22 protein-coding genes, 1 tRNA gene and 1 riboswitch are annotated in these 23,907 nt (G+C 73.5%); of the genes, 13 read left to right on the top strand and 10 right to left on the bottom strand.

What is annotated here, in order from left to right:
* Nucleotides 1–20: 20 nt before the first annotated feature.
* Nucleotides 21–1,250 (bottom strand): erythromycin esterase family protein, encoded by a 1,230-nt coding sequence (locus ACZ6JS_RS21605; protein WP_469300016.1) that lies wholly within the window; start codon nucleotides 1,248–1,250, stop codon nucleotides 21–23.
* 58 nt (nucleotides 1,251–1,308) lie between these two features.
* Between ACZ6JS_RS21605 and ACZ6JS_RS21600 the strand changes: the two genes are divergently transcribed.
* The 5 genes from ACZ6JS_RS21600 (at nucleotide 1,309) to ACZ6JS_RS21580 (ending at nucleotide 6,339) form a co-directional block, all read left to right on the top strand.
* Nucleotides 1,309–2,025 (top strand): TioE family transcriptional regulator, encoded by a 717-nt coding sequence (locus tag ACZ6JS_RS21600; protein ID WP_469300014.1) that lies wholly within the window; start codon nucleotides 1,309–1,311, stop codon nucleotides 2,023–2,025.
* Nucleotides 2,026–2,120: 95 nt separating this feature from the next.
* Nucleotides 2,121–2,753: an ArsR/SmtB family transcription factor gene (locus tag ACZ6JS_RS21595; RefSeq protein ID WP_469300012.1), complete on the top strand. Its 633-nt coding sequence runs from the start codon at nucleotides 2,121–2,123 to the stop codon at nucleotides 2,751–2,753.
* A complete protein-coding gene (locus ACZ6JS_RS21590; protein WP_469300010.1) occupies nucleotides 2,750–4,096 on the top strand; it encodes an MFS transporter in 1,347 nt (448 codons plus the stop codon). The genes ACZ6JS_RS21595 and ACZ6JS_RS21590 overlap by 4 nt, the downstream gene beginning before the upstream one ends.
* Nucleotides 4,097–4,122: 26 nt before the next feature.
* A complete protein-coding gene (locus ACZ6JS_RS21585) occupies nucleotides 4,123–5,514 on the top strand; it encodes a glutamate decarboxylase (protein ID WP_469300008.1) in 1,392 nt (463 codons plus the stop codon).
* Between the two features lie 9 nt (nucleotides 5,515–5,523).
* The gene (locus ACZ6JS_RS21580) at nucleotides 5,524–6,339 is read left to right on the top strand and encodes a class I SAM-dependent methyltransferase (RefSeq protein WP_469300007.1); all 816 of its coding nucleotides are present in this window, start codon (nucleotides 5,524–5,526) and stop codon (nucleotides 6,337–6,339) included.
* A gap of 75 nt (nucleotides 6,340–6,414) precedes the next feature.
* On the opposite strand, the gene ACZ6JS_RS21575 is transcribed toward ACZ6JS_RS21580, so the two are convergent.
* Both ACZ6JS_RS21575 and ACZ6JS_RS21570 read right to left on the bottom strand, forming a co-directional pair.
* Entirely contained in the window at nucleotides 6,415–8,076 is a 1,662-nt protein-coding gene (locus ACZ6JS_RS21575; protein WP_469300006.1) for a sigma-70 family RNA polymerase sigma factor, read from the bottom strand.
* Between the two features lie 124 nt (nucleotides 8,077–8,200).
* Nucleotides 8,201–8,989, bottom strand: a complete 789-nt coding sequence (locus tag ACZ6JS_RS21570; RefSeq protein ID WP_469300004.1) for an IclR family transcriptional regulator — start codon at nucleotides 8,987–8,989, stop codon at nucleotides 8,201–8,203.
* A gap of 89 nt (nucleotides 8,990–9,078) precedes the next feature.
* Here ACZ6JS_RS21570 and ACZ6JS_RS21565 point away from each other — a divergent pair, with 89 nt between their 5' ends.
* Nucleotides 9,079–9,762 carry a bifunctional 4-hydroxy-2-oxoglutarate aldolase/2-dehydro-3-deoxy-phosphogluconate aldolase gene (locus ACZ6JS_RS21565; protein ID WP_469300002.1) on the top strand — a complete coding sequence of 228 codons (684 nt, stop codon included), beginning with the start codon at nucleotides 9,079–9,081 and terminating at the stop codon, nucleotides 9,760–9,762.
* The gene (locus ACZ6JS_RS21560; protein ID WP_469300000.1) at nucleotides 9,759–10,793 is read left to right on the top strand and encodes a PfkB family carbohydrate kinase; all 1,035 of its coding nucleotides are present in this window, start codon (nucleotides 9,759–9,761) and stop codon (nucleotides 10,791–10,793) included. Before ACZ6JS_RS21565 ends, ACZ6JS_RS21560 begins: the two co-directional genes overlap by 4 nt.
* On the opposite strand, the gene ACZ6JS_RS21555 is transcribed toward ACZ6JS_RS21560, so the two are convergent.
* A complete protein-coding gene (locus ACZ6JS_RS21555) occupies nucleotides 10,690–11,961 on the bottom strand; it encodes a serpin family protein (RefSeq protein WP_469299998.1) in 1,272 nt (423 codons plus the stop codon). The genes ACZ6JS_RS21560 and ACZ6JS_RS21555 overlap by 104 nt on opposite strands.
* A gap of 65 nt (nucleotides 11,962–12,026) precedes the next feature.
* On the bottom strand, nucleotides 12,027–13,355 hold the full coding sequence (locus ACZ6JS_RS21550) for a glycoside hydrolase family 18 protein (protein WP_469299996.1): 1,329 nt from the start codon (nucleotides 13,353–13,355) through the stop codon (nucleotides 12,027–12,029).
* A 130-nt stretch (nucleotides 13,356–13,485) separates the two neighbouring features.
* Here ACZ6JS_RS21550 and ACZ6JS_RS21545 point away from each other — a divergent pair, with 130 nt between their 5' ends.
* From ACZ6JS_RS21545 to ACZ6JS_RS21535, 3 genes are all read left to right on the top strand, one after another.
* Complete coding sequence (locus tag ACZ6JS_RS21545) at nucleotides 13,486–13,881, top strand: hypothetical protein (RefSeq protein ID WP_469299995.1); 396 nt, start codon at nucleotides 13,486–13,488, stop codon at nucleotides 13,879–13,881.
* A 31-nt stretch (nucleotides 13,882–13,912) separates the two neighbouring features.
* Entirely contained in the window at nucleotides 13,913–14,440 is a 528-nt protein-coding gene (locus ACZ6JS_RS21540; RefSeq protein WP_469299993.1) for an SMI1/KNR4 family protein, read from the top strand.
* Nucleotides 14,441–14,510: 70 nt separating this feature from the next.
* Nucleotides 14,511–14,587 (top strand) — tRNA-Trp (locus tag ACZ6JS_RS21535).
* Nucleotides 14,588–14,735: 148 nt separating this feature from the next.
* Here the strand turns inward: ACZ6JS_RS21535 and ACZ6JS_RS21530 are convergent.
* Nucleotides 14,736–15,380, bottom strand: coding sequence for a PASTA domain-containing protein (locus tag ACZ6JS_RS21530; protein WP_469299991.1), 645 nt, complete (start codon nucleotides 15,378–15,380; stop codon nucleotides 14,736–14,738).
* A 115-nt stretch (nucleotides 15,381–15,495) separates the two neighbouring features.
* Nucleotides 15,496–15,635, top strand: a riboswitch (cobalamin riboswitch).
* A gap of 42 nt (nucleotides 15,636–15,677) precedes the next feature.
* On the opposite strand from ACZ6JS_RS21530, the gene ACZ6JS_RS21525 reads away from it, so the two are divergent.
* The 3 genes from ACZ6JS_RS21525 to ACZ6JS_RS21515 are packed head-to-tail and all read left to right on the top strand — an operon-like array spanning nucleotide 15,678 to nucleotide 18,501.
* The gene (locus tag ACZ6JS_RS21525; protein WP_469299989.1) at nucleotides 15,678–16,670 is read left to right on the top strand and encodes an ABC transporter substrate-binding protein; all 993 of its coding nucleotides are present in this window, start codon (nucleotides 15,678–15,680) and stop codon (nucleotides 16,668–16,670) included.
* Complete coding sequence (locus ACZ6JS_RS21520) at nucleotides 16,667–17,695, top strand: FecCD family ABC transporter permease (RefSeq protein WP_469299988.1); 1,029 nt, start codon at nucleotides 16,667–16,669, stop codon at nucleotides 17,693–17,695. The genes ACZ6JS_RS21525 and ACZ6JS_RS21520 overlap by 4 nt, the downstream gene beginning before the upstream one ends.
* The gene (locus ACZ6JS_RS21515; protein ID WP_469299986.1) at nucleotides 17,692–18,501 is read left to right on the top strand and encodes an ABC transporter ATP-binding protein; all 810 of its coding nucleotides are present in this window, start codon (nucleotides 17,692–17,694) and stop codon (nucleotides 18,499–18,501) included. The genes ACZ6JS_RS21520 and ACZ6JS_RS21515 overlap by 4 nt, the downstream gene beginning before the upstream one ends.
* Here ACZ6JS_RS21515 and ACZ6JS_RS21510 read toward each other — a convergent pair.
* The 4 genes from ACZ6JS_RS21510 to ACZ6JS_RS21495 all read right to left on the bottom strand — a co-directional run bounded on the left by ACZ6JS_RS21510 (nucleotide 18,471) and on the right by ACZ6JS_RS21495 (nucleotide 23,818).
* Nucleotides 18,471–18,875, bottom strand: coding sequence for a VOC family protein (locus ACZ6JS_RS21510; protein ID WP_469299984.1), 405 nt, complete (start codon nucleotides 18,873–18,875; stop codon nucleotides 18,471–18,473). The genes ACZ6JS_RS21515 and ACZ6JS_RS21510 overlap by 31 nt on opposite strands.
* 148 nt (nucleotides 18,876–19,023) lie before the next feature.
* Entirely contained in the window at nucleotides 19,024–20,649 is a 1,626-nt protein-coding gene (locus ACZ6JS_RS21505) for a N,N-dimethylformamidase beta subunit family domain-containing protein (RefSeq protein ID WP_469299982.1), read from the bottom strand.
* Nucleotides 20,650–20,788: 139 nt separating this feature from the next.
* Entirely contained in the window at nucleotides 20,789–22,612 is a 1,824-nt protein-coding gene (locus ACZ6JS_RS21500; RefSeq protein WP_469299981.1) for a CocE/NonD family hydrolase, read from the bottom strand.
* A 561-nt stretch (nucleotides 22,613–23,173) separates the two neighbouring features.
* Nucleotides 23,174–23,818 (bottom strand): hypothetical protein, encoded by a 645-nt coding sequence (locus ACZ6JS_RS21495; RefSeq protein WP_469299979.1) that lies wholly within the window; start codon nucleotides 23,816–23,818, stop codon nucleotides 23,174–23,176.
* Between the last annotated feature and the right edge of the window lie 89 nt (nucleotides 23,819–23,907).

Below are 23,907 nucleotides of genomic sequence, written 5' to 3'. Positions count from 1 at the left end.
AGTCGGCCGGAAGCGGAGCGTCAGGGAAGCTGTCGGGTGGACGCGGCACGGCCCTTCGGAATGTCCTTGATGAACACGAGCCCGTCGGTCGCCGTCAAGTGGGCCGGGTCGAACGGGAAGTAGCCGAACCAGGCGGACGCGCGGGGCGCGGCCAGCGTGTCGGCGAGGGCGGCGCCGAGGCGGGGCGCGTCGACCACGCAGACGTCGTCCGGGAGCGCGTACAGCAGCCCTTCCAGCGTGCCCGGCGGCGGGGCGTCCACTCCCCGGTGCCGGATCGTGCCGAGGGCCGTGGCGAAGAAGGCGTAACCACCGCCCAGGCGCGCGCTTGCGATCGAACCGGCACCCCACCACTCCAGCGGCAGGCCCCCCATGCGCATCGAGCTCTTCTCCCGCTGGAGGTGGCTGTTGTGTGCGTGGACCAGGGTCGGGCCGCGCTCGGCGAGGGCGAGGAGGTTGTCGGCCATCATCAGGTCCCGCAGGCCGGTCAGCCGCGCCAGGCGGCCGGGGGAGGTGTCGGCCATCCAGAAGTGGTAGCGCAGCAGGCCGGTGGCGGTGCGCCCGTACAGGCGGGCCCGCTCGAACTCCTCCTGCGAGGTCGCCGTGCTCAGGTGCGGCGTGTGCGCGTCGAGCAGAGCCGCGAGATCGTCGGCGATCAGCCGCAGCTCCCCCGCCTCGGCGGACCGGCCCGTCGAGCGGGCCGGGTCCCTCATCGCGGCCGGCTCGGTCCAGCGGCCCTCGGATCCGAGCAGGCGGTCCAGCGTTCGCTGCGTGCAGGGGAGCAGGCCGGCGTCGACGTGGCGGGCGAGGTATCCGTGGAGGGAGGTCATGGCCTCGCGGGGGCTCGCGGCTGCGGTCATCTCCAGCGGGCCGTCGATGCCGGCGAAGCGGAGCCGCTCGGGCGCGGGCCGGCCGACGTTGTACGCCCGCATCCAGCGCACGAGTTCGCGGTTGGCTGCGGAAGCGCCCAAGCCGTGGCTGAACCCGCGCTCCATGACGTCGTCGAGGCTGCCGGCGGCGGAGGTGACGTACGCGTCGACGAGCAGCGCCGCCAGGCAGTCGCTCTCGACCGCGATCGTCCGGTAGCCCTCTTCCTCGACGAGCTGCCGGAAGAGCTCGTTGCGCACGTCGAGCAGTGCGTCCTCGCCGTGGGTGGGCTCGCCCAGCGCGAGCACCCGCGGCCGGGTCGCCAGCAGCCCCATGACGGCGGCGGCATCGACGGCATGGACGGTGTCCTTGAGGTCAGTAGCCATGCCCTCAACGCTATCGCTGAAGCTCCGGTTGAAACTTTGACGCTATATCGTGGGGCAGATGGGGCGAAACCTTAAAAGCGGTGAGAAGCTGAGGCCGGTCGACCTGGCGCGCGGCCGCGGTCTGTCGACGCAGGCGATCAGGAACTACGAGGAGGCCGGCATCCTTCCGGCCGCCGACCGCACACCCCACGGCTACCGCACCTACACCCCGCTGCACGCGCACGCCCTGGACGCCTTCCTCGCCCTCGTGCCCGGTCACGGCCACCGGGCGGCGACGTCGATCATGCGGGCGGTGAACGAGGGCGAGCTCGACGAGGCGTTCCGCCTCATCGACGAGAGCCATGCCCAACTGCTCGACGACCGGCGGACCCTGCGGGCCGTCAAGGACGCCCTCCGCGACCTGGCACCCGCCGCGCAGGCGCCGCCGTCCGGTGACACGTTCATCGGACCGCTCGCCGAGCAGCTCGGGATCCGCCCCGCGACCCTGCGGGCATGGGAGCGGGCCGGCCTCGTCCAGCCGCGCCGCGATCGGCTGACCGGATACCGCGTCTACGACGGAGCAGCCGTACGGGACGCCCGCCTGACCCGCCAACTCAGGCGCGGCGGCTACCTGCTGGAGCAGATCGCCCCCCTGCTCGCCCAGGTCCGCTCGGCCGGCGGCCTGGAACCCCTGGAGTCGGCTCTGCGTACCTGGAACGACCGCCTGTCGTCCCGCGGCCGGTCCCTGCTGACCGGCGCCGCCGGACTGGAGGCGTACCTCCGCGCCGACGGCTGACGGCCCGCCGAGCCCCGGCACCGAGCGGACTCTGCAAAAAACATTCTGCAGAAATACTTTTGGAAAGGGTGCGGTGCCGCTCTACCCTCCCCCTCATGCCCAGCGAAGATCAAAAGCGCGTACTCGATCCCGAACAGGACGCGGCGGCGCTCAAGGCCCTCACGCACCCCCTGCGCATCCGGCTGCTCGGAATGCTCCGGCAGGACGGACCGGCCACCGCCAGCGAACTGGCGGTCCGCACGGGGGAGTCGTCCGCTTCCACCAGTTACCACCTGCGCGTCCTGGCGAAGTACGCGTTCGTCGCCGAGGCCGAGCACCGCGACGGCCGGGAACGACGCTGGCAGGCGGTGCACGCCCTGACCTCCTGGAGCAACAGGGCCATGGAGGCCACGCCGGGCAGCCGCGCCTACGTCAATCTCTCCCGCCGAGTGCAGATCCGGCGCCTGGAGGAGTGCCTCGCCCGGTACGAGGCCGACATCGCCGACGGCCGGCTGGGCCGGGAATGGGTGGAGCCCTCCGGGATCAGCGATCTGATGCCCAGGCTGACCCCCGAATCCCTCGCCGAACTGCGGGAGGCCTTCGGCCGCAAGTTGGAAGAGCTGACCGCGCGTGACGCGGGCGACCCGCGCGCGATGCAGGTCGTCCTGCTCACCGCCGGCCTGCCCATGGCCCCCCGCCCGGCAACGGCCGGACCGGACGCCGCCGCGGACGCGGAGGGCGCCTGGTGAGCGGGATACCGGAGCCGTCCGCCGCACGCCGGCGCTACGTCACGGCCTGCGTCCTGTTCTGGCTGCCGATCGGGCTGACCATCGCCCCGCTGATCCTGCTGCTCACCGAGCGGGGGATGACCCTGGCGGCCATCGCCGGCTGCTTCGCCGCGCACTCCCTCACCGCCGCGGCGCTGGAACTGCCCACCGGGGGCCTGTCCGACGTCCTCGGGCGCCGCGCCGTCCTGGCCGCCGCGGGGCTCTCGAACCTGGCCGCACTCGTCCTGGTGGCCCTGGGCACCGCCCCCTGGCAGCTCGGACTCGGCATGGCCCTGATGGGCGCGGGCCGCGCCCTGGCCAGCGGGCCGGCGGAGGCCTGGTACGTCGACGCCGTCCACGCCCGCTCCGGTCCGGGCGCCGAACTGCGCACCGGCCTGGCCCGCGGCGCCTCCGCGACCTCCGCCGCACTCGCGGGCGGCACCCTGCTGGGCGGCGCCCTGCCCTGGCTGCTCGGACTCGGGCCGGACCTCGGCGGCCGGCTCGGCGGGGCGACCTCCGGGCTGGTGCTGCCCCTGTCCGTACCGCTCCTGCTGGGCGCGGCGGTCGAGGTGGCCTTCGTCCTGTACGCCCTCACGGCCCTGCCCGAGCCGCGCCGGCCTGCGGCCACCCTGCGCGGCGCGCTTCGGGGCGTACCGGCCACCGTAGCGGGCGGGCTGCGCCTGGGCGGCCGTGACGCGCTGGTCCGCCGGGTCCTCCTCAGCGCGGCGGGGGCAGGCAGCGCGCTTGCCGTGGTCGAACTGCTCACCCCGGGCCGCACCGCGGCCCTGACGGGTGCTCCGGAGTCGGGTGCGGTGCTCTTCGCCCTGCTCGCCTGCGCCGGATTCGCCTGCTCCGCCGTCGGCAGCCACCTCGCACCGCTCGCCGCCAGGCTCGCGGGCAGCGGAGAGCGAGCGGTCCTGACGGGACTCGCCGCCGCCGCGGGCGGCCTGCTCCTGCTGGGCGCCACGGCGGCGGCCGGCGGCGTGGGGCCGGCGGTCCTCGCGGCCACCGGCTTCGGGCTGGTCTACCTGGGCCGCGGCGCGGCGGGCCCGAACGAGAACGAGCTGATGCACCGTCGCGTCGGAGGGGCGGGGCGGGCCACCGCCCTGTCCGTCCAGTCCCTCGCCCTGCAGTTGTCGGCGGCCGTGACCGGTTCGGTCGCCGGGCTCCTCCCACCGGGGCCGCTTCCCTGGCTGCTGGGAGGTGCCGCCCTCCTGGCCGCAGCCCTCCTGTGGTCCGGCCGCGGCGGCCGGACCCCGGCGGCCCCCTCCGGCGACGACGGTCAGGCCCCACACCGCGTCGATGTCTGTTCTGCCCGGGAATGAGGAAGTTCGTCACCTATAGTCCCGTCATGGCCTTGCATGAGACGAAGGACGCATCCCGCCAGGACGCCGATACGGACGTGTTCGCGTCCACGTTGAGCGGCCAGATCCTCCCCAAATACCGGATCCCGGAGGACCACTCGCCCACCGAGGTCGTGTACGAGCTCCTCCGCAACGAACTCCTCCTCGACGGCAACGCCGCACAGAACCTCGCGACTTTCTGCACCACATGGTCGGACGAGGGCGTGCACCGCCTGATGAACGTCTGCCTCGACAAGAACATGATCGACAAGGACGAGTACCCCCAGACCGCAGAGATCGAGTCCCGGTGCGTCAACATCCTGGCCGACCTGTGGAACGCCCCCGCCGGCACCACCGCGACCGGCTGCTCCACCACCGGCTCCAGCGAGGCCGCCATGCTCGGCGGCCTCGCCCTCAAGTGGCGCTGGCGCGAGCGCCGCCGCGCCGAAGGGCTCCCCACGGACCGGCCGAACCTCGTCTGCGGGCCGGTCCAGATCTGCTGGGACAAGTTCGCCCGCTACTTCGACGTCGAACTGCGCCAAGTCCCTCTGGAGCCCGGCGCCACCGGCCTGCAGCCCCATCAGCTCGCCCAGTACGTCGACGAGAACACCATCGGCGTCGTCGCCATCCTCGGCGTCACCTACACCTGCGACTACGAGCCCGTCGCCGAGCTCGCCGCCGAGCTCGACCGCATCCAGGCCGAGCACGGCTGGGACATCCCCATCCACGTCGACGGCGCCAGCGGCGGCTTCGTCGCGCCCTTCCTCCACCCCGACGTGGTGTGGGACTTCCGGCTGCCGCGCGTCGCCTCCGTCAACACCTCCGGCCACAAGTACGGCCTCGCGCCCCTCGGAGTCGGCTGGATCATCTGGCGCTCCGCCGACCTGCTGCCCGCCGACCTCGTCTTCAAGGTGGACTACCTGGGCGGCGACATGCCGACCTTCGCCCTCAACTTCTCCCGCCCCGGCGGTGAGATCATCGCCCAGTACTACCTCTTCCTGCGTCTGGGCCGCGCCGGCTACACCCGCGTCCAGCAGGCCTGCGCCGACACCGCCCAGTACCTGGCACAGCAGATCGCCGACATGGGCCCCTTCACCCTTCTCTACGACGGCAGGGGCGCCCTGCCCGCGGTCTCCTACACGCTCGCCGACCCGGCCTCGTCCCCGTTCACCCTCTACGACCTCTCCGACCGACTGCGCATGCGCGGCTGGCAGGTGCCTTCGTACCCGCTGCCCGCCGACCGCGACGACACCGTCATCCAGCGCGTTCTGGTCCGCCACGGCGTGACCCGCGACCAGATCGCCCTGCTCGTCGAGGACCTGCGCCGGGCCGTGGAACACCTGACGTCCTCACCCCCGCCGGTGCCCGCGGCCGAACCCCGCTCCGGCTTCCACCACTAGCCGCGCGGGATGCAAGGAGGCGGCCCGTCCGACGTCTGGGCACAAGGCGACGCGTACGAGCGGTACATGGGCCGGTGGAGCCGCCGGGTCGCAGAGGTGTTCGTGACGCGGATCGGTGGCCCGGCCGGCCCGCGGTGGCTGGACGTCGGCTGCGGCACCGGGGCGCTGACCGCGGTGGTCGCGTCGCGGTGCCGGCCGCGCACCGTGCTGGGACTGGACCGGTCCCCGGGATTCGTGCGCGCCGCCCGGGCCTCGGCACCCGCACCCGCCCGCTTCGCCGTGGCCGACGCGTCGGCGCTGCCGGTCCGCGACGCGGCGTTCGACGCGGTCGTCAGCGGGCTGGCCCTCAACTTCCTCGAACCGCCCGGGAGGGCGGTCGCCGAGGCCGTCCGGGTGGTCCGGCCCGGCGGGCTCGTCGCGGCGTACGTGTGGGACTACGCCGACGGCATGGCCTTTCTGCGCCGCTTCTGGGACGCCGCGGCCTCCCTCGACCCGGCAGCCGCGGCCCTGGACGAGGGCCGCCGCTTCGCGCTGTGCCGCCCCGGCCCGCTGCGCGCCCTCTGGAGCGGGGCCGGGCTGGTCGACGTGGCGGTCGCCCCCGTCGAGGTGCCCACGGTCTTCGGCGGGTTCGAGGACCTGTGGGAGCCCTTCCTCTGCGGCCAGGGACCGGCCCCCGGCTACGTCGCGACCCTCGCCCCCGCAGCCCGTGAGCGGCTGCGCACCCGGCTCGCGGAGGCCCTCCCCACCCGCCCCGACGGCTCGGTCGCCCTCGCCGCCCGCGCGTGGACGGTCCGGGGCAGGCGCCCGGCCGACCCGCAGGAGTGACGCACGGCCATGACCGGGGGAACGCGGGAATGGCACAGGCGGTACCGCCCGGGTCACAACCGCCGCGGGTGCTCCCTACTTGGCGCCGAAGTTCTGCGTCCACCAGGGGCCGCCCGCACCCTGGTGGACGCCCACGCCGATGTCCTTGAACGAGCAGTTGAGGATGTTCGCCCGGTGGCCGGGGCTCTTCATCCAGGAGTCCATGACCGACTGGGCCGTCTGCTGGCCCCTCGCGATGTTCTCGCCGTACGTCGACCAGCGGTAGCCGGACGCCGTCGTGCGTTGCCCGGGGTCCTTGCCGTCCGGGTTGGTGTGGTCGAAGAAGTCCCGTGCGGCCATGTCGTCGGAGTGCCCCTGCGCCGCCGCCCGCAGCTGCGGGTCCTCCTTGAGGGGGCCGCAGCCGGCCGCCGCCCGCTCGGTGTTGACGAGCGCCACCACCTGCCCGGCGATGCCCGGCGGCGCGGGCGCCGGCTTGGGCGCCGAGGCGCGCGGGCTGGGCGAGGTGCTGCGGCGCTGCGTGGGGCTCGGGCTCGCCGACGGGCTCGCCGAGGCCGAGGGGGACGCGGACGCCGGAGCGGAGGGAGAGGGGGAGGCCGACTCCGACGGGGTCCCGGCGGACTCCGTGGCCGAGAGCGCCGCCAGGGGCGCCGAGGACGCGCCGCCGTCGTCTTTCGCACCGGCCGAACCGGGCAGTCCGCCGAGGTACACCAGACCGCCGCCCGCGACGCAGGCTGCCACTACCGCACCGCCGACCACCCGGCGTCGGCTCTGCCGACGCTTGCGCAGTGCGCCCCGGCCGCCTGTGCCCGGACCGGCCACCGGAGTGAGCTGGGTCGCCTCACCGAACCCGCCGTCGGCGGAGAACCCGCCGTCGGTGGCGAACCCGCCGTCGGTGCCGTTCGCGGTGGCCGCGTCCTGTGCGAAGGCCGCCGGGGCGAACCCGGCCGGTCCGGCCGTGCGCATCCCCGCCAGCAGGGCCGCCGAGACCGGGACGAGTGCCAGACCGGCCAGCAGTCCCTCCGCCGGCACCAGTCCGCTCCACAGTCCGGAGCACCGCACGCACTCACGTGCGTGACGGGCTATTCGCTTGCGCCACAGCGCCGAGGGCCGGCCGTCCCAGCCCGCGAGCACGGACCGCAGCTCCTCGCAACCCGGCTGGGCGTCCAGGGCGCGCTCGACCACCCGAGCCGCCTCCAGCTGCGCCTTCATCCGCTGCACCCGCACCGCGGTGTGCTGGGGGGACAGCTCCAGCGCCGAGGCCACCTCCGCCCGGGTCAGCTCCCCGGCGCACTCCAGCCACCACAGCGACAGCAGCCCCCGGTCCTCGGGCTCCAGCCAGCGCGTCGCCCGTGCCGTCTCCCGGCGCTGGCCCGCCAGGTTGAGGCGTACGACGGTCAGGTCGACGAAGTCCGCGCCCGGGTCGGCCACGTCCCAGGCCGACTCCAAGGTGCTCTCGCCGAAGCCGCTCTGCCGGGCCTGCCAGTGTGCCCGCACCCGGTTCATCGCGATGGCCACCAGCCAGGACCGGAAGGACTCGTCCGCGCGCAGGCCGCCCAGCCCGTCGAGAGCCCGCAGCATCGTGTCCTGCACCACGTCGTCCACGTCGCAGGAGCCGCCCAGAGCCCGCCCGACGATGTTGTAGACGAGCGGGAGGTGGGCGCCGACGAGCTCGTCCTGGGCGCGGGGATCGCCCGCGCGTGCCGCTGCCACCAGCGCTGCGGTGTGCTGAGTAGTCATGTGAATGTCCCTGTCCGTACCGGCGGTCGATGATGCCCGATACATGGGAGACCGCCGAGGGGGGCCCCGATAACAGTTAATCGGAAGAACTTTCCCCGAGGCCATTTCCGGGCACCCACCGGGGTCACAACAGGGGTGCCAGCGCCTCCGCGGCGGCGTGCAGGGCGGGTGCGTACGACTCGATCTCCTCCCGTGAGACCAGGAAGGTCACGGTGGTGACGCTGACCCCGCCGACCGGTCGGCCCGACGGGCCGAGCACCGGCGCCCCGATGCAGCGGATGGTGGGCTCGTTCTCCTCGTCGTCGAGCGCGTGGCCGCAGGAGCGGACCGCCTCCAACTGGGCGTACAGGGCCTGCGCGCTGGTGAGGGTGTTCGGCGTCCGGCGCGGCAGCCCGGTGGCGGCGACGAGTTCGCCCACCTCCCCGGCGGGCAGGTGGGCCAGGACGCCCTTGCCGATCGCCGTCGTGTGCAGCGGCATGCGCATGCCGACCCGGGAGGCCGTCCGGAAGGGCTGGTCGCCCTCCAGCTTGCGGATGTAGGTGATCGTCTCCCCGCTGTGCAGGGCGAGGTGGACCGTCTGCCCGGTGGCCCGCTGCAGTTCGCCGAGGACCCGTCCGATCCCGTCCGGCTCCCCGCCGTCGACCAGGGCGGACAGCGCGCGCAGCCGCGGCCCCACTCCGTAGCGGCTCTCGGGTTCCTGGCGCACGAACCCCTGGTCGACCAGGGAGGCCAGGATGCGGAAGGTGCTCGACTTCGGCACGGCGGCCGCCGCCGCCACATCGGTCAGCCGGTGCGGGCCGCCGGGCACCGCCACCGCCTCCAGGACGCGCAGGGACTTCTCCGCCGCCGAACCGGCCGCCGACGACCGGCCCGCGCGCACACCCCTGTCGGCTTCCTCGGCATGTGTCGGCACGGCAACTCCCTGAGTGTGTAGGGTCTGGACCACATCGTTCCGTCAGACGGTACGCAGTTCCACTACGTGGAACAAGTGGGGAGGGTCCCATGTCCAGCCACCCGTACGAGGTGCTCGCCGCCCAGCGCCTCCTCCCGGTGCTGCGCAACGCGGGCGCCGACGAGGCCGTCCGCGCCACCACCGCCCTGCTCGCCGCCGGCTGCCGCGCCGTGGAGCTGACCACATCCACCCCCGGCTGGGCCGGGGCCGTCGCCCGTACGGCCGACCTCGCGGACGCGCACGGACGTCCCGCCCTGATCGGCGTGGGTACGGTGACCACCGCCGCGCAGGCCCGGGCCGCCCTGGACGCGGGCGCCGCCTTCCTGGTCTCCCCGTACCCGGCGCCGGAGGTCCGCGAGGCCGCCGCGCGGCACGAAGCCGTCTTCATCGAGGGCGGGTTCACCCCGGCCGAGATCGCCTCCGCCGTCCGGGCCGCCGGAGCGGCCAAGGTCTTCCCGGCCCACGTGGGCGGCCCGGGATTCGTGCGCTCCCTCCGGGCCGTCCTGCCGGACGCGGTGCTCGTACCGACCGGGGGCATCCGGCCCGACGAGGTTCCCGACTGGATCGCCGCCGGAGCCACCGCCGTCGGTATCGGCAGCGGCCTTCCGGCCGATCCGGACGCACTGGCCGCCGTGTTCGCAGCGGTCGCCGTACCGGTCCGGCCGGGCCGCGGCACCCCCGGCGACCGGGGCCCCGCCGTCGACCGCGCCGCGGCCCCGGAGCTCCGGCCGTGACCGGGCGCGCCCCCACCGACTACGACGTCCTCGTACTCGGCGAGGTCCTGGTCGAGATCCACGCGGGCACCGCCCTGCGCGAAGCCGCCGACGGCACCGCGGCCCGCCTCTCCTACTCCGGCGACGCCCTCAACGCCGCGGCCGCCTCCGCTGCCGCCGGAGCCCGGACCGCGCTGCTCGCCGTGGTCGGCGACGACGAGCTCAGCGTCCCGCTGCTGCGGCGGGCCGCCGAACTCGGCGTGGACGTCTCCCACGTCCGCCGCGCCCCGCGCCCCAACGGCGCCTACCTGCTCTCCGCCGACCCCCGCGGCGACCGCGAGTTCGTCTACTGGCGCACCCGCAGCGCCGGATCCACCCTCGCCCCGCGGCACATAGAATCCTGGGGCGCACTGCTGACCCGCTGCGGGGCGCTCGTCACCAGCGGGATCACCGGCGCCCTGTCACCGAGCAGCCGGGCCGCCGTCCTGGCCGCCGCCCGCCTCGTCCACCGGGCGGGCGGGCAACTGACGTACGACCCCAACTTCCGCCCCCGGCTCACCGGCCGTTCCGAGGCACGGGCCCTGCTTGCCCGCATCGCCCCGCTGACCGCACTGCTCAAGACCTCCTGCCCGGCCGACGCGCAGGCCCTCGTCGACACCGCCGACCCCCGTACCGCCGCCGCCCGGTTGCGCGCGCTCGGCGCCCCTACGGTCGCGGTCACCGCGGGCGCCGGCCGGCTCCTGCTGGACGACGGCACGAGGGCGGTCCACCACCCGGTGCCCGTGAACCCCGCACCGGTCGACGCGACGGGTGCGGGCGACTGCTTCGCGGGCACCGCGACCGCCCGGCTCGTCCTCGGTGACACCCTCGAGGACGCCGTGGCCCACGGCATCGCCGCCGCCTCCCTGTCGGTGTCCGGCCGCGGCGGCACCGGGCGGATCCCGGCCTTCACCGAGACGGCGGCGCTGGCGGCCGCGCACCGGGGAAGGGCGGCGGAGCGAGCGGGTCGGCCACTCCCGGCCGAGGCTGCGCCGCCGGTTCGGGATCGGTGACCCAGCCCGCTGCCAGGACCAGCCCGGAGGCGCGGTGGACGGCCAGGAACCCGAAAGGCCGGTCGAACCTGATCACGGCGCGCCGGGCCCGGTGGTTCACCGGCCGGGCGGCCCCGCCCGGCCGGGCGGCGATGGCGGTGACCGCCGCCGCCTCGAACCCGGTGGCGTGGAACCGGGCCATGGCCGACTGCCGTGCCGAGGCGATCGCCAGGCCCTCCCTGCTGATCCCGGGGAAGTGCCCGTAGGCCTCGTCGGTGGCGGTCAGGAGCCCGAACAGCGCCGCGTCCTCCAGCAGGTCGTGCTCCGCGGACAGCGAGAAGGCCACCGTGGACACGGACAGCTGGGGCTGCGGACTGAACGCCTCCACCGTCGCGATCGCCAGCCCGGGTCCCGGGCTTCCGTCCGGGAGGGCGCCGCCCGCCACGGACGGGAGGGTTCCGGAGATGGCCGCGATGCCGGCGGCCAGCACCTCGGCGGCCGGCGCCGCAGGGCCGCCGAGCACCAGGTGCACGTCCACGTCCATGTCGTCGTCGCCGGTGACCTCCAGGGCCGTGACCGGACCCGCAGGGCCCTCGGCAACCCGGACCGGATCCAGCGAGGACGTGGTACGCGACAGCTGCCGCAGGACGCGCCCGGCCCAGGGGCCGTCGGACGGCCGGCCCGGAAACTCCCGGAACGGCTCCGCCCACTTCAGCGTCAGGGCGAGCGCGGAGGCGAGCACGAGACGGGTGTCGTCCTGCAGGGTGACCGGCATGCGTTCGATCAGGCCGCCCGTCCGGTCCGACGCCCACCCGTCCAGGGCCTTCGTGTCCGCTTCCAGGTCACCGGTCAGCGTGCCGCGGGTACCGGGCGGAAGCTTCGCCGACCACCCATCCTCCAGCGGCAGGCCGGCCGCGGTCCACAGGCCGGTCGCGGTGCTGAGCCCCCGTACGCCGGCCAGCTCGGCCAGCAGCTCTCCCGCGGCCGCGGCCGCGTCCTCGGCGGGTATGCCCAGGGCCTGGGCCAGTTCGTCGCGGGCGGGCCCGTCGGCGCCGTCCGCGAGCAGGGCGAGCAGCGGCCAGACCCCGGCCGCGGTGAAGACCGTGCCCCGGGTGCCGTCCACGGCCTGCGCGGCCCAGCGCGTGGTGAGGTGGTTGACCGCCCGTACCGTCGCATGCGTCTGTGTCATGCGGGGGAGCGTACGTGGAGGGACGCCGCCGGGCCGGACGCAAGTCCACGGCCCGGCGGCGCCGGTCAGCGGCCGCGCAGGCCCCGGTCGACGGCCGTCATCAGCTCGCCGGCGGCGGTGTCCGCGTCGAGCGACCAGAACATCGCGCCGCCCAGGCCGTGTTCGCGGATGTAGCCGGTCTTGGCGCGCAACACCCGGGGATCGTCGTACGTCCACAGGGTGGTGCCGTCGAAGAGCCAGGCGTGCCCGCCGCGCCGGTCCCGGTGGACCTGGTACGCACCCGAATCGGCCAGCTTCTTCAGCACCTTGTAGTCCTCGTACCCGGCGGCCCAGGTGGCCGGGGCCGGCCCGGTGGCGGGCTGCCCCAGGCCGTCCCCGCCCCCGCCGACGCCGGTCCAGCCCTGCCCGTAGAACGGCATGCCCATCACGAGCTTGCGCGCGGGCGCGCCGCGCCGCTTCCAGGCCTCCACGGTGCCGTGGACGCTGAAGTCGCCGCGCGCGTACAGGGCGGACTGCTGCGCGGTCCTCGGTTCGCCGGAGACGTGGAAGTCGTAGCCCTGGAGGTTGACGAAGTCCAGGTCGCGCATGATGCGGCGGACGTCGAAGCCCGCGTCGATCTTGGCCGGGGCGGTCGGCACGAAGGCGGTCAGCTCGTACCCGGCCTTCTTCCGGCTCCGTGCGTACGCGTCGAGCTGGGTGCGGAACTCCTTGACGAGCTCGGTGAAGTTGCGCTTGTCCTCGGGACGGTACTTCGTGTCGGTGTCGCCCGCGGAGCCGGGCCACTCCCAGTCGAGGTCGATCCCGTCGAACACGCCGGCGGCGGCTCCGGCGCCGCCGCGGGTGCCGTCCTGGGGGAGGTTGCCCTTGATGTACAGGTCGATGCAGGACTCGACGAAGGCCTTGCGGGAGGCCGGGGTGAGTGCGGCGTCGGAGAAGTGGGTGGACCAGCTCCAGCCGCCCAGTGAGATGAGCACCTTGAGACCGGGGTGCTTGGCCTTGAGTTCGCGCAGCTGGTTGAAGTTGCCGGCGAGCGGCTGGTCCCACGTGTCGGCGACCCCGTCGACGGAGTTCGCGGCGTCGAGCGGGCGGGCGTAGTCGGCCCAGGCGTCGGCCTCGCCGGGGACGTTGCCGGTGAAGCACTTGCCCTCCGCATTGACGTTGCCGAAGGCGTAGTTGATGTGGGTGAGCTTGCCGGCGGAGCCGTTCGCATCGAGGTCCTGGACCTGGAAGTCCCGGCCGTAGACGCCCCATTGCGTGAAGTAGCCGACCTTCTTGTACGCGCGACCTGATCCGCCCGCGGCGGCGGCGTCCGCACCGGCGGCGGGGGCGAAGGCGGTCAGCAGGGAGAGGGAACATGCGGCTACGGCCAGTCTGCCGAGCATGCTGCGGCGCATGGGCTTCCTTTGCGGATGCGAGGGATGGGCGTGAGCGCGTGAGGCGGTGCATGCCGGAAACTATTGGTCTGGACCAGAGCGGTCAAGGGGGCGGCCGGAACTCGGCCGCGCCGATCCGCGAGGGTGCCCCATGCTGTTCGATCCTGAGAAGACCCTGTTCGTCCGGGGGACCACCCCCGCACTGCTGGTGGCGGACGCCCCCGTGCACGACGCCCTGCCGGTGCTTGCCGCGCAGGACGGGGCGGTGCCCCCGTGCGAGGGGTGGAGCATCGTCCCCAGGCTCACGCTGTGCGTCGTGGACGGCCCCGGCGATGCCGGGCTGGTCGTTCCCGCCATGGCCGCGCCGGTGCTCGACGGATCCGGCGGAAGCCCCCGGGCCGGCGACATGGCCGACTGGTGCGCGGACGCCGAACGGGCGGGCGGAGTGGTCGTCCTGTCCCTCGAGGCGCTGCCCGAGACGCTGGACTGGCCGCACCTCCTGCGCTCCGGCACCTCCCGCGGCGGCTTCCTTCCGGCCCTGGCCTGACCTGCGGGCGTCGCCCCGTTAGTGTGTGCGGGTGACGCTCAACGACGATCGACGGTTCCCCGCCGCACTCGCCGCCGCGCTGGCGGTCCCCTTCGGCCACGCGGACGGAGACGGGGTCGACTTCGACCCCTTCGAAGCCTTCCTGTCCGCCGAGGACACCGACGACTGGTTCAGGGCGTGGACGGGGAACAACGACGTGGACGGCGGCGCCTTCCGTGTCTTCGGCCAGGACGGATCCGGCGGATACGCGGCGTTCTGGATGGTCCGCCCGGGCCGGCCGCTCGCCGAACAGCCTGTGGTCTTCCTCGGGTCCGAGGGGGAGACGGGCGTCGTCGCGCGCGACCTGGACGACTTCCTGTGGCTGCTGGCCGACGGGTGCGGCCCGTACGAGGCTGCCGCGCCCTACGGGGCCGACCGGACCTCGCGCCCGGACGAGGCCCTGACGGCCGTCGCCGACCGGTTCGCCCCGGGCGCGCGGCGTACGGCCGGTGCCGTGGTCGAGCTGGCGGCCGAGGAGTTCCCCGGCTTCGACGACATGATCATGGAGCTCTGTCGCTGATCCCGTCCGGCGACGCGACGGGAATTCACTGGATCGCAGGGCCCGGCCGTGCCATGGTTGGTCTCGCCGAAGGGGTGTAGCTCAGCTGGTCAGAGCAACGGTCTCCAAAACCGTAGGCCGCAGGTTCGAATCCTGCCGCCCCTGCCATGAGGGAAGGGAGCCGAGCGGCTCTCGTCCTCGCCGAAGTATGAGCCCCGTCGATGGTTCGACGGGGCTCGGCCGCGTTAAAGGCCGGCCGGGCGGCCGTCGTCTCGCGAGGTCGGCACCCCGCCAGGGTCGGAACCGCGGGAAAGGCCTACGGGCAGGACTCTTCCGTCTTGACGACCTGGAACGACACCGGCTGCCCCGTCAGAGCCGTCCCCGGCTTCGGATCCTGGGAGCACACCTTCCAGTTCGACTCCTGCAGCACCATGCGGCTCTGGACGGCGTCCTTCACGGTGATGCTCGCGTGGGACGGCAGCGCCCCGCGGACGGCCTTCATGCCCTGCCCGGCGAAGTCCGGCATCGTGCTGCCCGCAGGCTTCGGGGGCGGTGCGTCGGCGGCCGGGCAGGACTCCTCCAGCTTCACGGCCCCGAAGTCCACGGTCGTACCCGTGTCGACGTCCGCGCCGGCAGCCGGAGTCTGGGAACAGACCTTCCAGTTCCGGTCGAGAGCCTGGAGCCGGTCGCGGCCCAGCGCGTCGTGGGACTTGAGGAGGGCGAACCCCGCGGCCTGCGCTTCGTCCTGGGCGCTCTGGAGTCCCTTGCCGACCATGTCCGGGAGGGTGGCGGTCTTCGCGGAGGTCGGGGCACTGGAGGCCGGAGCGGGGGCGGAGTTCGCGGCGGGCGCGCTGGGCGCAGCGGGGGGCTTGCCGGTGTCGGTGGTCTGCGGATTGCATGCGGTGAGGGCGAGAAGTGCGGCGGCAGTGGCGGCGAGAGCGGCGGTGCGGTGTGTGCGCATCACGCCATCGTGTCCGGTGTGTGGGCGGCGTGAGGTCTGTTGACGTACCCGTGACACAGCGCGAGCCCGCGTGACCGCGGGACTCTCAGGGCCCGGCACCCCGGTCCACGTGCGCGTTCTGGCAGACTGGGGGCGCACGACCAGGCGGTGCAGGACAGGAAACCGGTGCGATTCCGGTGCGGTCCCGCCACTGTGACCGGTCCTCCCCGCGCGGGACACCGGGAGTCAGACACTGACGCACCGCCTCTGCTCCTTCACGACGACCAGGGGACGCGGATCCCCCGGAGAGGCCACGCCATGTCGCGTTCCCGCGCCGCCCTGCGCGCGCTCACCCCTGTCACGCTTCTGATATCCCTGACCGCCTGCGCCGGCTCACCCGGCGGCGGGCAGGACCGTGCTGCGGAGGACGCCGCCGCGCCGGGCTTCCCGTACACCCTCACCAACTGCGGTGTGAGCAACACCTATCAGGCCCCGCCCCGGCGGGCGGTCACCATGAACCAGCACGCCACCGAGCTCATGCTCGCCCTCGGCCTGGGCGACCGGATCGCCGGCACCGCCTACCTCGACGACGCCGTACTGCCCGCCTACAAGCCCGCCTACGACAAGATCAAGGTGCTGGCCGAGGAGTACCCCTCCAAGGAGATCCTGCTCGGCGCCGATCCGGACTTCGTCTACGGCGGTTACGCCAGCGCCTTCGACAGGACGCAGGGCCGCGACCGCGAGGGACTCGCCGAGTCCGGCATCGACTCCCGCCTCAACGTGGAGTACTGCACCGAGGGGCCCGTCGGCCTCGACCAGCTCAAAACCGAGATCACCGAGGTCGCGCGGACCTTCGGAGTACCCGACCGCGGTGCGAAGCTCATCGAGGACGAGCAGCGCCGCATCGACGCCGTGACCGCCCGCGTCAAGGACCTCCCCCGGCCGACCGTCTTCGCCTACGACTCCGGCGAGGGCACCGCCTCCACCTCCGGAGGCAACGGCGTGGGCAACGAGATCATCTCCCTCGCAGGCGGCTCCAACGTCTTTGCCGACCTCAAGGACACCTTCGGCGACGTCGCCTGGGAGAAGGTCATCGAGCGCAAGCCCGAGGTCGTCCTCATCTACGACTACGGCGGTACCACCGTCGAGGCCAAGAAGCAGCGCCTGCTGAACGACCCGGCACTGGCGGACGTGCCCGCCGTGAAGAACCGGCGGTTCGTCGTGCTGCCGCTCTCCTCGGCCGTCCTCGGCGTCCGCGTGGCGGACGCGGTGGAATCGCTGGGGAGCCAGCTCCACCCGAACCCCGCGTGAGGCTCCGCACCGGCGCGGTCCTCGCCGTCCTCGCCGCCGCGCTCGCCGTCTCGGCGATCGCGGGCCTGGCGCTGGGGCCCGTACGGATCGCCCCCGGCCGCGTGCTCGACATCGTCATCGGCGGCCTGTCGGGGAACCGGCCCACCGGGGCCTTCGCCTCCATCGTGTGGGACGTGCGGATGCCGCGGATCCTCCTCGGCGCCGTCGTCGGAGCGGGGCTCGCCGTGGCGGGCACCGTGCTCCAGGCCCTCGTACGCAACCAGCTCGCCGACCCGTTCCTCCTCGGCGCCTCCTCCGGGGCCTCCGCCGGAGCCGTCCTCGTGATCGTCTTCGGCACGACCGCGGCCGGTTTCGGCATGGGTGTGCCGCTGGCCGCCTTCGCGGGCTCCATGGCCGCGCTCGTCGCCGTCTACGCGATGGCCCGGCGCGGCGGCACCATGACCACCGGCCGGCTGATCCTGGCCGGCGTGGCCGTCCAGTACATCCTGTCCGCTCTCACCAGCCTCGTCCTCGTCCTCGCCGCGCACCCCGACCAGATCCGCTCCGTGCTGTTCTGGACCCTCGGCGGGCTCGGCGGGGCGCGCTGGGACGAACTGGCCCTGCCCACCACCGCGCTCCTCGTCGGCGGCGCGCTCCTCCTCGCCCTCGCCCGGCCGCTCGACCTGCTCCTCACCGGGGAGGAGGGCGCGCACACCCTGGGCCTGGACACCGGACGCTTCCGCGCCGCCGTGTTCGTCCTGACCTCCCTCGTCATCGGCGTGCTCGTCGCGTGCAGCGGCGCCATCGGCTTCGTCGGGCTGATGGTCCCGCACGCCGCCCGGATGGTCGTGGGCGCCGGACACCGGGCACTGCTGCCCGTCGCCGCGCTGGGCGGGGCGGTGTTCCTGATCCTGGCCGACCTGATCGCCCGTACGGCCGCAGCCCCCGAGGAGATACCGGTGGGTGTCGTCACCGCGCTCGTGGGCGGGCCGTTCTTCCTCTGGATGCTGCGCCGCTCCAGCCGTACCGAAGGGGTGACCGGATGACGGACCCGACCGGACCGGCCCGGCCGGTGCAACTGGCCCTCGAGGCCGTCCGCTACGAAACGGACGGGCACACCCTGCTCCACGGGATCGACCTCACCGCGCGGGCCGGCGAGACGGTGGGGGTCGTCGGCCCCAACGGCAGCGGCAAGACCACCCTGCTGCGCTGCGTCCACGGAGCCCTGCGGGCGACCGGCGGCAGAGTGCTGCTCGACGGCGCGGACGCGGGCGCGCTCACCGTCAAGGAACGGGCGCGCCGCGTGGCGGTGGTGCCGCAGGACGCGAGCGGCACCCTCGGCCTGACCGTCCGCGAGGTCGTCGCCATGGGCCGCAGCCCGCACAAGCGCTTCTGGGAACAGGACGGCCCGGACGACGTACGGCGCGTCGCCGACGCCCTGGAGACCGTGGGAGCGGCCGGCTTCGCCGCCCGCCGTTTCGACGAGCTGTCCGGGGGCGAACGGCAGCGCGTCCTGGTGGCCCGCGCCCTCGTCCAGGACCCGGGACTGCTCGCCCTCGACGAGCCTACCAATCACCTGGACATCCGCTACCAGCTGGAGGTCCTCGGCCTGGTCCGGGCCCTGCCCGCCACCGGTCTGCTCGTTCTGCACGACCTGAACCTCGCGGCCGCCTTCTGCGACCGCCTGTACGTCCTGGCGGGCGGCCGGGTCGCGGCCTCGGGGACGCCGGCCCAGGTGCTCACGGAGGACCTGCTGGCCGAGGTGTACGGCGTGCGGGCCCGTGTCGGGGTGCACCCCGACACGGGCTCGCCCAACGTCGTCTACCTGCCCGTGGCGGCGGGCTCCTGGTAGCCGTACGGGCGCGTGATGATCTCCATCCCGTGCCCGGTCGGGTCCGTGAAGTACACGCCGCGGCCCCCGTCGTTGTGGTTGATCTCGCCCGGGAGCCTGCCGTGCGGGTCGGCGAAGTACGCAATCCCGCCCGAGCGGATCTTCTCGAACGCCGCGTCGAACTCCTCCTCGGAGACCAGGAAGGCGTAGTGCTGCGGCGTGATGGCCCCGGCCGGGACGGCAGCGAAGTCCAAGGTGACTCCGTTGGCGGTGTCGACGGGGATGAACGGCCCCCACTCGGGCCCGACTTCGAGACCGAGGACGTAGGCCAGGAACTCGGCGGACTCCCGGTTGTCACGGGAGTGGACGATTGTGTGGTTCAGCTGTACGGACATGGGTGAATGCCTCCGGAAGGCACATCACGGGCACCTCCATGCCTCACCCGGTCGGTGACCGACACGCGATGCCGTGATCACGATCCTACGCGAGAGCCCCTGGATCGCGCCGGGCCGAAGCCGAGCCGTTCGTGCCGCCACAGGGTCATCAACCCCCGTACACCGCCTTGACGTTGTCCCGCGCCGGACGCGACCGGCCGGCCGGACCCGCCGCGAACACCCGCAGGAGGTTCTCCGTCACGCGTGTCGTCAGCGCCCCGGACCGCGCGTCCAGGCCGTGGTTGCGCCCGCTGCGGCCGTCTCCCGTCGCGTCCAGGGCCTCCACCCACCGCATCGTGCCCGTCGCGAAGACCCCCGCACCGCTGGGCACCGTGTGGTACGCAGTGTCCTGGTGGCTGGGGCGGCCGTCGCAGACCACGGGGGAGTGGGCCAGTATCTCGATCGGCCGGGGCGTCGCGAAAGCGGTGTTGACCTTGTCGTACTCCACGCCGACCAGGTGCTCGAAGCGGTCGCCCGCTTTCGCGCCGGTGCCCTCGAACAACCAGTGCCCGGGGTTGGTCACCACGTAGGGGGCGTCCACCGGATAGCCGTCGTAGATCACACCGAGCAGGGAGCTCTCCGGGTCCGCGCCGGGAGCCGAGCGGAAGTCCACCGTCGCCGGATGGCCCCGCTTGAAGCCCGGGTCCTGGCCGTAGGAGGACTTGTAGCAGACCAGCGTACGGTCCGGCCCCAGCTCGGAGGCCTCCAGGCGGATCCGCCGGAAGCAGCAGTTCGCACCCAGGATCGCGATGTTGGTGCCGGCGTCGCGGGCGGCCGTGACGTGGGCGCGCTGCTCCGGGGACCAGTACTCGTCGTGCCCGAGCGAGATGACCGCCGCGGCTCCCTCCAGGAGCCGCTTCTCCCGCGCCACGTCGGTGGTGGTGGCGTAGGCGAGGGGGATGCCGAGACGTTCCGCCAGCGCGATCAGCGGGGCCTCGTACACCAGGAACAGGCCCGCGCCGTCGTCGTACTCGTACGGCCGGTCGAAGGACACGGCGAGGGAACGCGAGGCGTAGCCGCCGCTGGGGCCGTCGTAACTGCCGTAGCCGCCCCAGCGGTTGTAGGCCTGCCAGGTGGCCACGGCGTTGACCACGACCGTACGCCCGGCCGTCGCCGCCGACCGGACGGTGACCGGTACGAAGCGCTGGCCGCCCTCGCCGCCCTGTGTGTCGAGGCGCAGCAGGTAGCTGCCCTCCGGCCAGTCCTTCGTCTCCACGGTGGCGGTGCGGGCCCACCGGGTGCGGACCATCCGGGTGTCGGAGTCCACCGTGGGCTCGGGCTGCCGCACCCCGGGCAGGGCCTCCGAACGCCACACCAGCCGGGCGCGGGCGCCGCCGTACCATCCCATCCGGTAGGCGGAGACGGTGAACCGGGGTGCGGTCGTCGACACGTACAGCCCGAAGGACTCGCCGGGCAGCACGCTGACCTTGTCGGCGAAGCCCTCGACGGCCCGAGCGGGACCGGCCTTCGCCACGGCCCAGTCGGCGTTGCCCGGGCGGGCGTTCTCGGCCTTCACGTCGAAGCCGTGCGGCCCTGTCGCCGACGGCTTGCCGTCCGGGTCCGGGGGCCCTGCCTTCTCGCCGGCGCGGAGGTTCCCGCTCCCGTCGCCGCCCGCGCAGCCGGCCGCCGCCCCGAGTCCCGCGGCCGTCGCGGCGCCCGTGGCGATCGCGAGGAACCGCCGCCTGCCCGCGCCTTCGCCGTCCCCGGCCGGGCCGGCTATGTGCTCCTGATCCATGAGGGCACGCTATGGCACCCTTCGCGCCCCGCTTCCACCGCCCCGAGCCCTTTCGGCCCGGGGCGTCCAAGTCGGCAGGCGGGGGTGCGGAAGCAGGGGCGGGGGCAGGGCGCGGACGTCGTGCCCCCGCCGGGGCGGACTATCCGAGGGGCAGGACCAGGTGGGCGGTGCTGTCGTCGGCAGACGTGATCGTGGTGGTGCTGCTCCTGCCCTCGCCGGCGTCGGAGTAGAGCTGGTCCATGCTGTTCACGACCAGCATGAGCCGGTGGTTCGCGGCGAGGTCGTAGCCCGCGGCCTGGAGCTTCCAGGAGGCGTTGCGGTCCTCACCGGGGGCCAGGTCCGGCAGCGTGAGGGGCTCGTGCGTGATGATGCGGGCGGTGTCGTCGGGGGCGACGTCGAACAGGTACGCCACGAGGGTCGTGGCGGCGGCGGAGCTGCGGACGGTCAGGGTGAGCTCGGGGACGCCGCGGATGCGGCGGGCCTGCTGGAGCGGGCCGCTGGTCCACACGGCGAGGTGGCGGCGGTCGAAGGTGCCGGTGGGGTAGGACTTCGGGTTGCCCTTCCACTCCGCCTGGCCCGTCGTGATGATGGCGTCCACCGCGGTGGCGGCCGTGAGCTGTCCGGCGGTGAACTCCCGCTTCCAGCCCGTTTCCGGCGAGGTGCCGAGGCCGCCGTCGCGGCGGTCGGTGGAGGAGGCGGTGAGGTACCAGGATTCGGTGGAGGTGGTGACGTCCGCCCAGGACGGCCTGGGTTCGCGGACGGCGGGCTCGGTGATCACGTTCTGCCCGGTCTCCGGGTCGATCTTGGTCGTGTACGTGAACATGATCTGGCTGTTGACCTGCGGCCATGCGCCGACGCCGTTGTCCGCCCCGAGCACGTGGTGGTCGAGCCAGGCGAACGCCTCCTCGACGGGCACGTTCGGCCCGCTGAAGGGGATGGTGAGGCCGGCGCCCTCGGGTGCGGCGTGGTCGCCGATCCAGAGGTTGAGCCGCTTGGGCACGGTGAGCCTGTCGAAGTGGGCGACGGTCTGGTTGGCCGGGAAGAGCGTTTCGTGCCAGGTGTTGGAGAAGAAGGTGGGGATGCCGCGGGCGTTGGTCTCGTCGAGGTAGGCCGACGGCGACCGCTCCTTGAGCCATGCCCGCACGGGATCGGAGTTCCGGCCGGCCAGGAAGTCCTCCAGCAGGCGGCGGGTGGCCGGGTCGAACTTCCGCTCGATCGGGCCGCCGGTGAAGCCGATCAGCGCCTTGACCGCCGCCAGGTGCCGGGTGTCGTTCTGGTAGAGGCTGTCGGCCAGGTCGCCCCACGTGCTCAGGGCCACGACCGCGTCCACCCGGCCGGCCGGGTCGTTCGCCGCGACCATCTGGCTGATGCCGGACCCGTAGGACTCGCCGAGGAAGGCGATCCTGCTCGGGTCGAGGTGCTGCTGGGCGTAGTCGATGACGGTGGAGCCGTCGGCCCAGTCCAAGGGGCCCGCCACGTCGATCGTGCCCTGGGAGGTCCAGGGGGCGTCGACGAAGCCGCCGCCCGGCAGGGGTGACGTGAGGCCCATGCCCCGGGGAGTGTAGGCGAGCACGTGGTAGCCGCGGAGCGCCAGCTGGAGGTACGCGTACTCGAACAGGATCCAGCCGAAGGGCGTCCAGCCCGACGGAACGACCACCACGGGGCGGGGCTCCGAGGTGTTGAGCTTGATCGTGTGCGCCGACAGCCGTACCCCGTCGTCGGTGGTGATCCAGGGGAAGCCGATCGTCGCCTTCTGCCGCACCTGTTCCGTGAGCTTCTGGAGGTCGGCGGTGAGCAGCGGCGTCTCCGCCGTGCCGTTCAGGGTGGCGACCAGGGCCTCGGCGACGTTGACGGCGTCCGGGTCCACGGACGTGGCCGAGCTGTAGATGCCCTGCCCTGCGATCCGGTTCAACTGGGCTGCGGTGACGTGGGTGATCGGGTTGTCGTCCTGCGAGTGGCTCACGAAGGGGTCCTCTCGAAATCGCCGACCGGGCGGGCCGATCGGTGCCGTGGGGGCACCCGTTCTAGCCCAGCAGGATCACCTCAGAGCAGATATCCGGACATCTCCCTTCTTGGAAGAAGTGTGCGGAAGTCACCCGTCTGGACGGTTTCGGAAGTGCCGGTTCTCGCGGGCCGCGCGAAAGGATCAGCATGCGACAACAAGGGAGCGAACCTGCTCCCCAACGGGCGCGGAGCGATCGACCTGATTCAGCCGCATATGCCAGCGGAACGGGGGGTCGGCAAGCGAGCGATCCGGCCGCCCAGGACCGCTGCCGGCCCTGGCGGCACGTTCCTGCATTCGGCGGTGTTCCGCACCTCACGGCACCGCGAACTGCCCAGGGAGTCGGGGCCGGCTCACCTGCGACGCATCGTCGGCGACGGGCCAGGGCGGTTCCGGCGCGCGGGCCGCCCCCGGATCGTCTCGGGGGCCTTGTACTTGCGTGACCGACCGGACCCGGGCCGCACCGAGGTCGTCACCCTCCGGGCGACGCCGCGGGGCGTTGCCTGCGGACTCTCCGGCCGGTCAGCGAGCAGTGCGTTCGACGGTGGAGAGCACCCGGACCAGTGCGGGCGAGGCGGGAGCCGAGGCGAAGCCGAAGCGTACGGGCGGGACGACAGGAGCCAGTGCGCCGAGGTCGTGCGCCTCGAAGAAGGCCCGGACGTTCGTGATCGGCCACAGGCCGCCTGCCGCGTACCACTGGCGGTATCCGGGGCGCGAGCTGCCCCGGGTCCGTACGCCGGCCATCAGGCGGGCGGGCACGTCGGTCACGGCCGCCCACACCGGCCGTCGGGCGAGCGGCCGGGGCACGGCCCGCAGGGCCAGGCCGAGGACTCCCTGACGCCCGACCCGGAAGCCGAGATCCAGGGGTCCTGCGGTGACGTCCCACGTGCCGTCATGAATCCGCACTCCCACCGGGGCCGTGCGGGCCTCGTCGAAGTGGTAGACGCCGGCGATGTACTCGGCCGTCCGCGCGGTGGGCGCGATCAGCGTGCGCCATCCGTCGGCGCGCTCCAGCATCACATCACTGAACGGCCCGAAGGGTGACCGCGGCCAGTGACCCACGACCACGCGCGTGCCGGAGTCCGTGCCGACGGCGGCGATCCAGCCGTCGAACGTCAAACGTTCGCCTCCCACGCCACACGCGTACCCCGCGACGCGGCCGGGCATACCAGGCCTCGGCGGCGCGCACCGACGGGTCACGGCCCGGCGCTCGACGGTTCGAACAGCCTGAAGCCGAGGGCCTGGCGCCCCACCCG

It is taken from the genome of Streptomyces sp. NPDC046349, assembly GCF_055587885.1.
The sequence above is the reverse complement of the archived record's forward strand: the minus strand, read 5'-3'. Positions and strand labels throughout refer to the sequence as shown.